Annotated in this window: 12 protein-coding genes; 8 read left to right on the top strand and 4 right to left on the bottom strand. The window is 62.6% G+C overall.

Going from position 1 to position 14,358, the window contains the following annotated elements; genetic code table 11:
- Positions 1-33 precede the first annotated feature (33 nt).
- Both ACUTQY_RS18070 and ACUTQY_RS18065 read right to left on the bottom strand, forming a co-directional pair.
- The gene (locus ACUTQY_RS18070) at positions 34-1,488 is read right to left on the bottom strand and encodes an NAD-dependent succinate-semialdehyde dehydrogenase (RefSeq protein WP_046687860.1); all 1,455 of its coding nucleotides are present in this window, start codon (positions 1,486-1,488) and stop codon (positions 34-36) included.
- A gap of 12 nt (positions 1,489-1,500) precedes the next feature.
- The gene (locus tag ACUTQY_RS18065) at positions 1,501-2,766 is read right to left on the bottom strand and encodes a 4-aminobutyrate--2-oxoglutarate transaminase (protein WP_033644538.1); all 1,266 of its coding nucleotides are present in this window, start codon (positions 2,764-2,766) and stop codon (positions 1,501-1,503) included.
- Between the two features lie 121 nt (positions 2,767-2,887).
- On the opposite strand from ACUTQY_RS18065, the gene pdxR reads away from it, so the two are divergent.
- Positions 2,888-4,360: a MocR-like pyridoxine biosynthesis transcription factor PdxR gene (gene pdxR / locus ACUTQY_RS18060; protein WP_033644537.1), complete on the top strand. Its 1,473-nt coding sequence runs from the start codon at positions 2,888-2,890 to the stop codon at positions 4,358-4,360.
- Between the two features lie 22 nt (positions 4,361-4,382).
- Here pdxR and ACUTQY_RS18055 read toward each other — a convergent pair whose 3' ends face one another.
- On the bottom strand, positions 4,383-6,002 hold the full coding sequence (locus ACUTQY_RS18055) for an ABC-F family ATP-binding cassette domain-containing protein (protein ID WP_046687862.1): 1,620 nt from the start codon (positions 6,000-6,002) through the stop codon (positions 4,383-4,385).
- Between the two features lie 424 nt (positions 6,003-6,426).
- Between ACUTQY_RS18055 and ACUTQY_RS18050 the strand changes: the two genes are divergently transcribed.
- Positions 6,427-8,448 carry an oxidoreductase gene (locus ACUTQY_RS18050; protein ID WP_046687863.1) on the top strand — a complete coding sequence of 674 codons (2,022 nt, stop codon included), beginning with the start codon at positions 6,427-6,429 and terminating at the stop codon, positions 8,446-8,448.
- Positions 8,449-8,642: 194 nt separating this feature from the next.
- Here the strand turns inward: ACUTQY_RS18050 and rlmG are convergent, their stop codons facing one another.
- Entirely contained in the window at positions 8,643-9,782 is a 1,140-nt protein-coding gene (gene rlmG / locus ACUTQY_RS18045) for a 23S rRNA (guanine(1835)-N(2))-methyltransferase RlmG (RefSeq protein WP_046687864.1), read from the bottom strand.
- Positions 9,783-10,012: 230 nt separating this feature from the next.
- Here rlmG and ACUTQY_RS18040 point away from each other — a divergent pair, with 230 nt between their 5' ends.
- The 6 genes from ACUTQY_RS18040 (at position 10,013) to ACUTQY_RS18015 (ending at position 14,131) form a co-directional block, all read left to right on the top strand.
- Positions 10,013-10,303 carry a type II toxin-antitoxin system RelE/ParE family toxin gene (locus ACUTQY_RS18040; RefSeq protein WP_042785415.1) on the top strand — a complete coding sequence of 97 codons (291 nt, stop codon included), beginning with the start codon at positions 10,013-10,015 and terminating at the stop codon, positions 10,301-10,303.
- 14 nt (positions 10,304-10,317) lie between these two features.
- Entirely contained in the window at positions 10,318-10,641 is a 324-nt protein-coding gene (locus tag ACUTQY_RS18035) for a HigA family addiction module antitoxin (protein WP_015379150.1), read from the top strand.
- Positions 10,634-11,146, top strand: a complete 513-nt coding sequence (locus ACUTQY_RS18030) for a M48 metallopeptidase family protein (protein WP_042785417.1) — start codon at positions 10,634-10,636, stop codon at positions 11,144-11,146. Before ACUTQY_RS18035 ends, ACUTQY_RS18030 begins: the two co-directional genes overlap by 8 nt.
- Before the next feature lie 50 nt (positions 11,147-11,196).
- Positions 11,197-12,177: a Gfo/Idh/MocA family protein gene (locus tag ACUTQY_RS18025; protein WP_046687865.1), complete on the top strand. Its 981-nt coding sequence runs from the start codon at positions 11,197-11,199 to the stop codon at positions 12,175-12,177.
- A gap of 1 nt (position 12,178) precedes the next feature.
- Positions 12,179-12,910 (top strand): glutamine amidotransferase, encoded by a 732-nt coding sequence (locus ACUTQY_RS18020; RefSeq protein ID WP_033644531.1) that lies wholly within the window; start codon positions 12,179-12,181, stop codon positions 12,908-12,910.
- A gap of 252 nt (positions 12,911-13,162) precedes the next feature.
- Complete coding sequence (locus tag ACUTQY_RS18015) at positions 13,163-14,131, top strand: TerC family protein (protein ID WP_016930179.1); 969 nt, start codon at positions 13,163-13,165, stop codon at positions 14,129-14,131.
- Positions 14,132-14,358 lie beyond the last annotated feature (227 nt).

Genomic DNA, 14,358 nt, shown 5'->3' with positions numbered 1-14,358 from the left:
GCTGGCCGCCGGGATGGGTTAACGTCCTGACGCTCAACAGCTCACATCGATACACAGGTATTTCAGCTCCAGATATTCTTCTATCCCGTAGCGCGATCCTTCACGCCCGAGCCCTGACTGTTTCACGCCGCCGAACGGCGCCACTTCGTTGGAAATCAGCCCGGTGTTGATGCCGACCATGCCGTACTCCAGCGCTTCCGGCACGCGCCACTGGCGCGGGGCGTTCTGCGTGAACAGGTAGGCGGCCAGGCCGAATTCGGTGTCGTTGGCCATGGCGATGGCTTCCGCCTCGTCATGGAAGCGGAACAGCGGCGCCACCGGCCCAAAGGTCTCTTCTTTGGCGAAGCGCATCTTCTGCGTCACGCCGGTCACCACCGTCGGCTGGAAGAAGGTGCCGCCCAGCGCGTGCGGCTGGCCACCGGTGGCGATCTGCGCCCCTTTGATCAGCGCGTCGTCGATATGGCTCTGCACCTTCGCCACCGCATCGCTGTCGATCAGCGGCCCCTGGGTGGTGCCTTCCTGGCTGCCGTCTCCCACTTTCAACTGCTCGACCGCCGCCACCAGTTTCTCCGCCAGCCGCTCGTAGATGCCGTCCTGCACGTAGATACGGTTGGCGCACACGCAGGTCTGGCCGCTGTTGCGGAACTTGGAGGCCATGATGCCCGCTACCGCCGCGTCCAGATTGGCGTCGTCAAACACGATGACCGGCGCATTGCCGCCCAGCTCCAGCGACAGTTTCTTGATGCTCGGCGCGCACTGCGCCATCAGGATGCGGCCGACCTCGGTCGAACCGGTAAAGCTCAGCTTGCGCACCACCGGGCTGTCGCACAGCACCTTGCCCACCTGCGCCGCTTCGCCGGTCACCACCTGCAACACGCCGGCGGGAATGCCGGCGTCCTGCGCCAGCTTCGCCAACGCCAGCGCGGTCAGCGGCGTTTGCTCGGCCGGTTTGACGATGATGGCGCAACCGGCCGCCAGCGCCGGCGCCACCTTGCGGGTGATCATCGCCGCCGGGAAATTCCACGGGGTGATGGCCGCGCACACGCCGATCGGCTGCTTCACCACCACCAGACGCTGCGAAGCCTGCGGCGCCTGCAATACCGCGCCGTCCACCCGCTTGGCCTCTTCGGCGAACCAGGTGATGAACGACGCGGCGTACGCCACTTCGCCGCGCGCTTCCGCCAGCGATTTGCCCTGCTCGGCGGTCATCAGCTGCGCCAGATCTTCCTGTGCGGCCAGCACCTTGTCGGCCCAGGCCAACAGCAGCGCGGAACGCTGCTTGGCGGTCAGCTGTTTCCAGTCGTTTTGCGCCCGCTGCGCCGCCGCGATCGCCTGCTGGGTTTCCTCTTCGCTGACCAGCGGAATGCTGGCCAGTTCGACGCCGGTGGCCGGGTTGATCACCGCTTCACGTTTGCCGCTCAGGGCATCGCACCACTCGCCGTTGATCAGACACTGGCTGCGCAACAGCTCGGGATTATTCAATTTCATGCCGATCGCTCCTTAGTGGGCCAGCGCGCGGGACAGAATGCCCATCGCCTTGGTGAACTGATCGTCCGGGATGGTCAGCGGGTAGAGGAAGCGGATCACGTTGCCGTTCACGCCGCAGCTCAACAGCAGCAGCCCTTCCTCCATCGCCTTCTGCTGCACCTGACGGGTGATCTCCGCCGAAGGCTTGCCGGTAGCCGGATCGTTGAACTCCACCGCCACCATCGATCCCTGCGCGCGCACATCGGCGATCGCCGGGCTGGTTTTGCGCGCCTGCTGGAGCACTTCCACCAGGTGCTGACCCAAGCGCTGAGCGCGCTGGCACAGCTGCTCTTCGTCGATCACGTCCAGCACCGCGTGCGCGGCGGCCACCGCCAGCGGGTTACCGGCATAGGTGCCGCCCAGCCCGCCCGGCGCCGGCGCGTCCATCACCTCGGCGCGGCCCGCCACCGCCGACAGCGGCATGCCGCCCGCCAGGCTTTTCGCCATAGTGATCAAATCGGGCTTAACGCTGTAGTGCTCCATGGCGAACAGCTTGCCGGTACGGGCGAAGCCGGTCTGCACTTCGTCGGCGATCAGCAGGATGCCGTGCTGGTCGCACAGCGTGCGCAGCGCCTGCATGAAATCGGCCGGCGCCACGTTGAAACCGCCCTCGCCCTGCACCGGCTCCAGCACAATGGCCGCCACCTGCTTGGGATCGATATCCGCTTTAAACAGGCGATCCAGGCTGTTCATCGCGTCTTCGGTGGTCACGCCGTACAGCGCGTTCGGATACTGGCCGTGGAACACCGAGCCGGGGAATGGGCCAAAGCCCAGTTTGTAAGGCGCCACTTTGCCGGTCAGCGCCATGGTCATATAGGTGCGGCCGTGGAAGCCGCCGCCGAAGGTGATCAAGCCCGGACGGCCGGTGTAAGCGCGGGCGATCTTCACCGCGTTTTCCACCGCTTCCGCGCCGGTGGTGAAGAAAGCGGTTTTACACGGGCCGGCGATCGGCGCGCGCTGGTTGATGCGCTCCGCCAAAGAAACATAGCTTTCGTAAGGAACGATCTGATAGGCGGTGTGGGTGAAGGCCTGCAGCTGCTTTTCAATTGCGGCGATCACCTTCGGGTGACGGTGCCCGGTGTTCAGCACGGCGATCCCCGAAGCAAAGTCGATCACTTCTTTGCCTTCCACATCCCACAGCGTGGCGTTCTCTGCGCGCTCGGCGTAAAAACCACACATCACGCCCACTCCGCGCGGGGTGGCGTCCTGACGGCGTTGGTTCAATTCTGCGTTTTTCATGCTGTTCTCTCCGGTCGGTGCCAGTTACACGTTTCGTTCACATTCGTGAAACAATGCCGTTTATTTACACAGGATGTGGCCCTATAATCGAGTGCCAGTTACGAATAATTGAGGGATCCAATTGCGCTCATTGAGTGGTGATCTGTTGCTGCAGCGCCTCGGCGAACAGCCCGATGACAAGCTGCACAAGCGGCTTTACAACGCGATCCGCACCAGCATTCTCGACGGCAGCCTGCCGCCCTCCAGCCGCCTGCCCGCCTCACGCGATCTGGCGCAGGAACTCAGCCTGTCCCGCAACACCGTGTTAACCGTTTATGAACAACTGCTGGCGGAAGGCTACGTGTCGGCGCGCGCCGGCAGCGGCACCTTCGTCGCCGACACGGTGCCGGACAGCTGCCTCTCCACCGGCGGCGCCCCGGCGGACGGCAGCGGGCAACCGCGGCGCGTCGAACTGTCGGAGCGCGGCGCCACGCTGCTGCACCACGCCAGCGCCAGCCCCAAACAGTGGGGGGCGTTCATTCCCGGCGTGCCTGACGTCAACGCCTTTCCCCATCAGCTGTTCAGCAAGATCCAGGCGCGCCTCAGCCGCCGCCCGACGCCGCAGCGGCTGACCTACAGCAATCAGGGCGGCAGCCCGGAGCTGCAGCATGCGTTGGTGGAGTATTTACGGGTGGCGCGCTCGGTGCGCTGTTCGCCGGAACAGATCCTGATCACCGAGGGCATCCATCAGGCGATCGATCTGGTGACGCGCATGTTGTGCAATCCGGGGGATGACGCCTGGATCGAAGAGCCGGGCTATTGGGGGATCCGCAATATCCTGCGCATCAATGCGCTGAACATCTGCCCGCTGGCGGTGGACGAAGCCGGGCTGGTGCCGCCGGAGCAGCCGACCAACCCGCCGCGGCTGATCTTCGTCACCCCGTCGCACCAGTATCCGCTCGGCTCGGTGATGAGCCTGGCGCGCCGCCAACGGCTGCTGGCGCTGGCGCGCAACGCCGGCGGTTGGATCGTCGAGGACGACTACGACAGCGAATTCCGCTTTTCCGGCCAACCGATCCCGGCGCTGCAAGGGCTGGAAGCCGACGCGCCGGTGATTTACATCGGCACCTTCAGCAAAACACTCTACCCGGCGCTGCGCCTCGGCTATGTGGTGTTGCCGCCGCCACTGGTGCAGGCGCTGAAAACCGCCCACGCCGAGCTGTACCGCGGCGGGCACCTGCTGATCCAGAGCGCGCTGGCGGAGTTCATCCAGGCGGGGCACTACACCGCGCATATCCGCCGCATGCGGCTGCTGTACGCCCGGCGGCGCGCCTTCCTGACCGGCTTGATCGAACGGCACCTCGGCAAACAGGCGCTCAGCGAGTTCAACAGCAACGCCGGATTGCACCTGATCCTCAACCTGCCGGACGAGGCCGACGACGTGGCGATCGCCGCCGCCGCCGGCGCGCAAGGGGTGCTGGTGCGGCCGCTGTCGCGCTACTACATGCTGCCCAATCGGCGGCGCGGCCTGCTGATGGGTTTTGCCTGCGTGCCGGAAGAGCAGATGGCCGCCGCCTTTACCCAACTGCTGGCGTGCATCAACGCCCCGCACTAAGTCAGAGCGCCGCCCACCTGCCTCACCAGGCCTGAAGCCGCCAGCCGTCCGCTTGCCGGTTCAGGCGGTGCGTCGGCCGCAGCGCCTGCAGGAAGTCTTCGTCGTGCGACACCACCAGCATCGCGCCGGGGAAATCCGCCAGGGCGGTTTCGATCGCCAGCGACGACGCCAGATCCAGGTGGTTGGTCGGCTCGTCCAGCAACAGCAGCTGCGCCGGTTGTCGCCGCCACAGCGCACAGGCCAACGCCGCCTTGAGCCGTTCGCCGCCGCTCAGCGAGCCCAGCGGCAGCGCGATGCGATCCGCGCCAAGCTGCAACTGCGCCAACCGGGTGCGCAACGCGCCTTCCGCCAACGGTGAATCCTGCAGCCCCAGATGCTCCATCACCGACAGATTCGGGTCGAGCTGCGACAGGGTTTGATCGAGGTAGGCGGTCGACAGCGGACAATGACAATGGCCGGAAAGCGTCGCCAGCCGGCCGAGAATAGTCTTCAGCAAAGTGGATTTGCCGCAGCCGTTGGGGCCGGTCAACGCCACGCGCATCGGGCCGTCGATACGCAGATCGAGCGGCGGCGCACTGACGAACGGCAGCTGCAGCCGCTCGAGCACCAGCACCTGCTTGTTCGCGTTCACTTCGCTGCCCGGCAGCGCCAGCAACACCGGCTGTTCCTCTTCCACCCGCTGGTAGGCTTCGCGCACCGCCGCATCGAGGCTGTCGCGCCGATCCTGATGCTGTTTGCGCAGCGTGCCGAGGCTCTCTTTCGCCGCCGACTTGTAGGCCACCCGCTCGAAAGAGGCGATATTCAGCGTATCGACGACGCGCAGCGTTTGCGCCGAGCGCCGCTGGCTCATGTCGTGCTCTTTCTGTTGGCGGGCGCGGGTGCGGCGGCGCTCCTCGCGCGCATGCTCCAGATCGGCGCGCGCCGCCTGCTGCTCCGTATCGCGCTGGCGACGGTAGTCATCATAGTTGCCGCCGTAGCTGCGCAGCGCGCCGGGCGTCAGTTCGACGATGCGCTCCATGTGCGCCAGCAGCTGCCGGTCATGGCTGGCGATCAGCAACCCGCCCCGCCACTGATCCAGTTGCTGATACAGCCAGGCGCGCCCGACGCTGTCGAGGTGGTTGGTCGGTTCGTCCAGCAGCAGAAAATCCGCTTCGCCCAGCAACGCGCCGCACAGCGCCGCGCGCATCCGCTCGCCGCCGCTCAGAGAGCTTGCGGATCGCAACGGATCGAAGGCCGGCAGCCCGGCGGCGACAAAGGCGTTTTGCAGACGATCGTTGAGATCCCAGCGCCCTTCCAGACGATCGATATCGTCCGCCAGCGGCTGCCCCTGCTCGAGACGCGCCAGCGCGGCGAACACCTCGCCATAGCCCAGCAGCTGGGCCAGCGTGGTGTCCGCGGCGATCTCCAGCTGCTGCGCAACGTAAGCCAATGCGGCATGGGATTCGACGTGCCCGTTGCCCGGTTGATCCAGCCCGGCGATCAGGCGCAGCAGCTGGGTTTTGCCGACGCCGTTGCGCCCTACCAGGCCGCAGCGCTGCCGGTCGAAAGCAAGATCCAGCGGGCCGAACAGCGTTTCGCCGTCAGCAAATTGGCAGGTCAGTTGATGTAAAACGAAATAAGGGGACTGCGCTGAATGAGCCATAAGCACTCCTGAATGAGATCAAAACATCCCCACAGGGCGCGAGAGCGCACAGCGTGGGACACGATATCAACAGGTGTGGGTGTTCATTTTCGGTAATGGCTCCGCAGAGAGAAGGAATTTACAACGCGTAAAGGCTAACCGATCTTTTGTTCGTTATGCAAACAGAGTCTGAGATTCATGACATCTATCACATTCGGCGCAACGCAGATTCCCAAGCGGCGCGACAACGGCTAGATTTATCTCATCCGACCACTTGTGTTCACATAATAATAACAGATGCTCATCCCCAATCGCTTTCAACCTGCAGCTAGGCGGCAAGTTCGGGCGTTCCCAGGAGCTTACTCAAGTAAGTGACTGGGGCGAGCGAACGCAGGCAACAACGCTGCAGGTTGAAAGAGGCGGGGGATGAACGATGGAGAGTGCAATGAGCAATTACCCTCACCTGCTGGCGCCGCTGGATCTCGGCTTCACCACCCTGAAAAACCGGGTGCTGATGGGATCGATGCATACCGGCCTGGAAGAGCTGCCCGACGGCCCGCAGCGCCTGGCCGCGTTCTATGCCGAGCGCGCCGCCGCTGGCGTGGCGCTGATCGTCACCGGCGGTATTGCCCCGAACGAACAGGGCGTGGTGTTTCGCGGCGGTTCGATCCTCAACAGCGAGGAGCAATTGCCTCACCACCGCCCGGTGACTGAAGCCGTCCACCGGGCGGGCGGCAAAATTGCGCTGCAGATCCTGCACACCGGCCGCTACAGCTATCAACCCAAGCTGGTGGCCCCTTCCGCGCTGCAGGCGCCGATCAACCCGTTTACGCCGAGCGCGCTCAGCGCAGCGGAGATCGAGCAGACTATCGCCGACTTCGCCCGCTGCGCGGCGCTGGCGCAGCAGGCCGGCTATGACGGCGTTGAGGTGATGGGATCCGAGGGTTATCTGATCAACCAATTCTTGACGACGCGCACCAATCAGCGCGACGACCAATGGGGCGGCAGCTTCACCAACCGCATGCGCTTCGCCGTCGAAACCGTCAGGGCAGTACGCCAGGCCGTGGGCCCGGAATTCATTCTGATCTACCGGCTGTCGATGCTCGATCTGGTGGAAGACGGCTCCAGCTGGCAGGAGATCGAGCAGCTGGCGCTGGCGGTCGAACAGGCAGGCGCCACGATCATCAATACCGGCATCGGCTGGCACGAAGCGCGCATCCCGACCATCGCCACCATGGTACCGCGCGCCGGATTCAGCTGGGTGACCCGCAAGCTGATGGGCAAGGTCAGCATCCCGCTGATCACCACCAACCGCATCAACGATCCGGCGGTGGCCGAGCAGGTGCTGGCGGACGGCTGCGCCGACATGGTGTCGATGGCGCGTCCGTTCCTCGCCGACGCCGCCTTTGTGCAGAAAGCCGCCGAGGGGCGCGCCGACGAGATCAATACCTGCATCGGTTGCAACCAGGCCTGCCTCGACCAGATCTTTGAAGGCAAGCTGACTTCCTGTCTGGTCAACCCGCGCGCCTGCCGTGAAACCGAAATGCCGCTGACGATGGCGGAAAAGCCGAAAAAACTGGCGGTGGTCGGTGCCGGCCCCGCCGGGCTGGCGTTTGCCACCACCGCCGCCAGCCGTGGTCATCAGGTAACGCTGTTCGACGCCGCCGAGCAGATCGGCGGCCAGTTCAACATCGCCAAGCAAATCCCCGGCAAGGAAGAATTCCATGAAACCCTGCGTTACTTCCGCCGTCAGCTGGCGCTGCGTGAAGTGACGGTCAAACTGGGCGCCAAAGTCGAGGCGGCGGATTTAAGCGAATTCGATGAGGTGATCCTCGCCTGCGGCATCGTGCCGCGCACCCCGGATATTCCCGGCATCGGGCACGCCAAGGTGCTGAGCTATCTGGATGTGCTGCGCGATAAAAAACCGGTCGGCCAGCGGGTGGCGATCATCGGCGCCGGCGGCATCGGCTTCGACACCGCCGAGTACCTTAGCCAGCACGGCGTCTCCAGCAGCCTGGATCAGGCGGAATTCAACCGCGAATGGGGCATCGACGGCCGCCTTGAACAACGCGGCGGGCTGGCGGCGCAAGGCCCGCAGGCACCGCGCGCCGCCCGGCAGATCTACCTGTTGCAGCGCAAAACCAGCAAGGTGGGCGAAGGCCTGGGGAAAACCACCGGTTGGATCCACCGCGCCAGCCTGGCGATGCGCGGCGTGAAGATGCTCAATAGCGTCAGCTATCGGCTGATCGACGACGAAGGGCTGCACATCACCCGCGCCGAGCAAGACAGCTGCCTGCCGGTGGACACGGTGGTCATTTGCGCCGGGCAGGAACCGCGCCGCGAACTGCAGCAGCCGCTGCTGGCGATGGGGAAAACCGTGCATCTGATCGGCGGCGCCGACGTGGCCGCCGAGCTGGACGCCCGCCGCGCGATCGATCAGGGCACGCGGCTGGCGATGGCGCTGTAAAAAAGGGGCGCACCGCGCCCCTGATATTGATGACAAACCTCATCCCTATGCCGGGGTGGCAGAGAGCAGCGAATAGAAAACAAGGAAAATCAATTTATTGATTTTCGGCTGATAACCACAAAGGGGGAAAAACCACGCTTTTTCCCCCTTTGTCTACAGCCTGAGGGGCGCATCGCGCCCCTTGTTATTCACGCTCAGCGACGCGCGCCGGATTTCACCGCTCGAAGGATCACGAACTTCTTGTTCGAGGCCACCAGCGTGCAGTTGCCGAACAAACGTTTGAGCTTCTGATGGTAGTCGAGGTGACGGTTGCCGACGATGCGCAGTTCGCCGCCCACTTGCAGGCAGCGCTTGGCGTCGCAGAACATCTGCCAGGCGGTGTGATCGGTAATGGCGTGTTGCTGGTGGAACGGCGGGTTGCACAGCACCGCCTGCACGCTTTCGCGCTCGATGCCCGCCAGCGCGTTGTTCACCTCAAACTGGCAGCGGTCCAGTTCTTGCGGCAGGTTGTGCTCCACGTTCAGCTCGCTGGAGGCCACCGCCATGTAGGATTCATCGACGAAAGTCACCTGCGCGTCCGGATTCTGCGCCAGCGCCGTCAGGCCAATCACGCCGTTGCCGCAGCCCAGATCGACGATATGGCCGTTCAGGCCGCGCGGCAGATGATCCAGGAACAGGCGCGCGCCGATATCCAGGCTGCCGCGCGAGAAGACGTTGGCGTGGTTGTGGATCAGCCAATCGGTGCCGTCCAGCGTCCAGTTGGTGGTTTCCGCCGCCGCCGCCGGGACGATGTCCGCCGCCTGGCAGAAGATCAGGCGCGCCTTCTTCCACGCCAGGCTGGTGCGCGTCGGGCCCAGCACCTTTTCAAACAGCTGCATCGTCGAAGTATGCACGTCGCGCGCTTTGGCGCCGGCGACGATCAGCGTGTCTTCGGTCACGACGTGGCGCAGCGCGCGCAGCTGCTGTTCCAGCAGCGCCAGCGCTTTCGGCACGCGAATCAGCACCACCGCCGGCGCCGCCGGCAGCTCGGCCAGGCTGTCCAACAGTGTGACCTGCTCAGGATCCAGACCGTTGAGCTTGAGGTTGTGACGCGTCGCCAGCTGGCTCATGTACGAGTCGCTGACGCTGTAAGGACGATGCGCGTGCAGCGCACAGGCCAGGGTGCCGAAGTTATCGTTGAAAATCAGCACCGGGCGGCCACCGATATCTACGTTTTCAAGCTGTTGCAGCAGATATTCGTCCGCCGCTTCCCACGCCTGCAGTTGGGTGGATTCTTCCTGTTGGGGATAACGCTCCAGCTCAAGTTGCTGTGTTCCCAGATCGAGTTGGCTCATTGCCCCTCCTGACTGATAAAATTTGGGCTGTTTATCCCCTAAAAACGCCCGTCAGTAAAATGTTTTTTCGGATAAATTGCGTATTGCGCCGCGTATCTGAAAACCTGCGCCCCTTTTCTCCTTCAACAACATTAACCTTTCCCTCCCGAGCACCCATGCCGATGTTTTTTTAACCTGACGGGGTGTAACTTTAAATGTTACACTGCCAGTCCCTATGGAAGGGGGAAAGCATGATTAAATCTTTCCGCGATCGCTATCTGGAGCAGTTCTATCTGGAAGGCAGGCGCAGCCGTCTTATCCCCGGCGCGCTCGAGCGGCAGTTGGCCAGAAAGCTCGATATGTTAGCCGCCGCGCAGCAAGAGCGTGATTTGCATCACCCCAAGGGTAACTATTACAAGCGGCTATCCGGGCCATTTCAGGGATGGTCGAGTCTGCGCGTCAATATGCACTGGCGGCTGATGTTCCAGTGGCGGCATGATGCCGCCGAAAAAATTTACCTCGATCCTCACCAAGATACCTGAACGAGGGGGAACCTATTTTGGAAACCACGACTCGCGAACCCACCACGGTGGGAGAAGTGCTGCAGGAAGAATATTTAACGCCGTTAGGCATCGGCCAAGAAGAACTGGCAAAGGTATTGGGCGTCACCCGCGCCACCGTCAATCGCCTGTGCAACGGGCATCGACGCATGAGCGTTGCCGAGGCCAATCTGTTTGCCGATCTGTTCGAAACGACCGCCGACTTTTGGCTAAACCTGCAGGCGGCACACGATCGCTGGGAAGCCAGACAGGCCGATGCGCAGCGTGTGCGGCTGCGGCCAATCAAAGAAATACTGGGACGCAATATCACTCATGCATGACATCGAACTCGCCTACCTGCAAGGCTACCCGGCGCATCTGCAAAGTCAGGTGCAGCAATTGATCCACCAGAACCGGCTGGGAGACGTGCTGCTGCAGCGCTATCCGCAGGTGCACGACTGCACCACCGACAAATCGCTGTATCAGTTTACCGTCGATCTGAAAAACCAGTATCTGCGCAACGCCCAGCCGCTGAGCAAGGTGGCCTACGACAGCAAGATCCACGTCATGAAGCACGCGCTGGGCCTGCACACCGCCATCTCCCGCGTGCAGGGCGGAAAGCTGAAAGCCAAGGCGGAAATTCGCGTGGCGACGGTGTTCAAGGTCGCGCCCGAACCGTTCCTGCGCATGATCGTGGTGCATGAGCTGGCTCACCTGAAAGAGAAAGATCACAACAAGGCGTTCTACAGCCTGTGTTGCCATATGGAACCGGATTACCACCAGTTGGAGTTCGATACCCGGCTGTATCTGACGCACCTTTCGCTGTTCGGCGAGCTGTATGCATAGCGAGTGAGGGCGTGATAATCTGCGGTTTTAAGCCTGGACCGGAGCTCGCCATGATTCGCTTTGCCGTCGTCGGCACCAACTGGATAACGGAACGTTTTATCGATGCCGCCCATGAAAGCGGCAAACTCACGCTGAGCGCCGTGTATTCACGCTCGCTGGAACAGGCGCAGGCGTTTGGCGCCAACTATCAGGTCACGCAGTTTTTCGACTCGCTCGAGGCGATGGCCCAGTCCGACGCCATAGACGCGGTATATATCGCCAGCCCCAATTCCCTGCACTGCCCGCAATCGCTGCTGTTCCTGCGCCATAAAAAGCACGTGATCTGTGAAAAACCGCTGGCCTCCAACCAGCGCGAAGCGGAACAGCTGGCGGCCTGCGCGCGGGAAAATCAGGTGGTGCTGTTCGAAGCGTTCAAAAGCGCCTATCTGCCGAATTTTCTGGCGCTGCAGCAGGCATTGCCGAAAGTCGGCCGGCTGCGCAAAGCCTTCATCAACTACTGCCAATACTCTTCGCGCTACCCGCGCTACCTGGCCGGCGAGAACCCCAACACGTTTAACCCGCAGTTCTCCAACGGCTCCATCATGGATATCGGCTACTACTGCCTGGCCAGCGCGGTGGCGCTGTTCGGCGCGCCGCAGTCGGTGCTCGCCAGCGCCACGCTGCTGGAGACCGGCGTGGACGCCCACGGCACCGTCTGCCTGAACTACGGCGATTTCGACGTCACGCTTTCCCATTCCAAGGTCAGCGACTCGGCGATCCCCAGCGAGATCCAGGGAGAGGAAGGCACGCTGATTATCGACAAGATTTCCGAGTGCCAGGGCGTGGCGCTGACGCCGCGCGGCGGCAACCGCCAGGATCTGAGCCAGCCGCAGCACATCAACACCATGCTGTATGAAGCGCTGGCCTTCGCCGAGTTGGTTGAGAAACGTCAGGTGGAACATCCGGGGCTGGAGAATTCGCTGATCGTCGCCCGCCTGCTGACCGATATCCGCCGCCAGACCGGCGTCGTCTTCCCCGCCGACGGAGAATGAGATGAAACCGCTGCTCGTGATGCAAACCGGCGACGCGCCGCAGGCCATTCGTCAGGAATTGGCCAACTTTGATGGCATGTTCCTGCAACAGGGCAATATCGACGCCGAACGCGCGCACATCGTACACTTGCCCGCCGGCGAGCGGCCGTTGCCGCCGGCCGCCTATTGCGGCGTGGTCATCACCGGCTCGCCGGCGATGGTGACCGAACAGCTGCCGTGGAGCGAGGCGGCGGCCGAGTGGCTGCGCCAGGCGATGGCGATCAAACTGCCGCTATTCGGCGTCTGCTACGGCCACCAGCTGTTGGCCTACGCGCTCGGTGGCGAAGTGGGTTACCACCCGCAGGGCATGGAGGTGGGCACGCTGGAGATCGAACTGCTGCCCGCCGCGGCCGAAGACCGGCGGCTCACCCTGCTGCCGCCGCGCTTCAAAGCCAACCTGATCCACTCGCAGAGCGTGCTGACGCCGCCCGCCGGCGCGCAGACGCTGGCGCGTTCGCAGCAGGACGCGCACCAGATCCTGCGCTATGGCGATCATGCCCTGACCACCCAGTTCCACCCGGAATTCAACGGCGCGGTGATGAGCCAGTATCTGCAGTGGCTCGGCGAGCTGCATCCCGAGCAGCAGGCCCGCTATCAGCAACAACAACAACAGGTTAGCGACACGCCGTTCAGCCGCCTGCTGCTGCAGGGATTCGTCGTCAGCCTGGGCGCGCAAAAAGCGTTGGCCGGCTAACGCGATTCACGTTGACCGCCGACACATTTTGCATTACTTTCTGCTCTGCAAAGGGGAGTAACTTCATTGCCGGTTAATCGTCATTACGATGCGCAAGCATCCGGTTACCGGGCAACCTGATGTCAAAGGTGTAACCACCTTCATCAACGTTGTAAGTGAGACCTTGCCGGAAGGCGAGGTTTGCTTGCAGCGTTCACAGAGCGGCTGGCGTCTTCCGACGTTGGCCGTTTTTGTTTTTGAAGGATACCTCTGATGATGAATTCCGTTGGCACACCGTGGTTATGGGGCAGCTTCGCCGCCGTCATAGTCGTGATGCTCGCAATCGATCTCCTGTTGCAGGGCCGTAAAGGCGCGCACACCATGACTATGAAGCAGGCTGCCAGTTGGTCGCTGGTGTGGGTCAGCCTCTCTCTGCTGTTCAATTTCGGTTTCTGGTACTACCTGAATGAAACCGCCGGGCGCGCCGTCGCCGATACCCAGGCGCTGGCCTTCCTGACCGGCTACCTGATCGAAAAAGCGCTGGCGGTGGATAACGTGTTCGTCTGGCTGATGCTGTTCAGCTACTTCGCCGTGCCGGCCAACCTGCAGCGGCGGGTGCTGATCTACGGCGTGTTGGGGGCGATCGTGCTGCGTACCATCATGATCTTCGCCGGCAGTTGGCTGGTCAGCCAGTTCCAGTGGCTGCTGTACCTGTTCGGCGCTTTCCTGCTGTTCACCGGTATCAAGATGGCGCTGGCGAAGGAAGACGACTCGGCAATCGGCGACAAGCCGCTGGTGAAATGGCTGCGCAGCCGCCTGCGCATGACCGACAGCCTGGAAGGCGAGCGTTTCTTCGTGCGCCGCAACGGCATCCTGTTCGCCACCCCGCTGGTGCTGGTGCTGATCCTGGTGGAACTGAGCGACGTGATTTTCGCGGTGGACAGCATCCCGGCGATTTTCGCCGTGACCACCGACCCGTTCATCGTGCTGACCTCTAACCTGTTCGCCATCATGGGCCTGCGCGCCATGTACTTCCTGCTGGCCAACGTGGCGGAACGTTTCTCGATGCTGAAATACGGCCTGTCGGTGATCCTGGTGTTTATCGGTATCAAGATGCTGATAATCGACTTCTTCCACATCCCGATCGGTATCTCGCTCGGCGTGGTGGCGGGCATCCTGACGCTCACCTTGCTGATCAACGCCTGGGTCAATCGCCGCAACGATCGCCTGGCGAAGAAATAACCATAATCTGTTATCCGGGGCGCTAGTCGCCCCGCGATTGTTTGGCAATTCCCCCAAAACGCCAAACGTTATTACGATCACACAAATGTAACCAGTATGTTATCAAGTGTTGATCCGCGCTCAGAATTTCACCCTCGCCTCTTTCCAACATCATTCGATTACTGAATACTGATTCGGCAAACACACTTAGTTACAGAATCATATAAAGCTGCCCGGCGTCGTTCCCG

The organism is Serratia sp. TSA_130.1 (assembly GCF_052691795.1).
The sequence above is the reverse complement of the archived record's forward strand: the minus strand, read 5'-3'. Positions and strand labels throughout refer to the sequence as shown.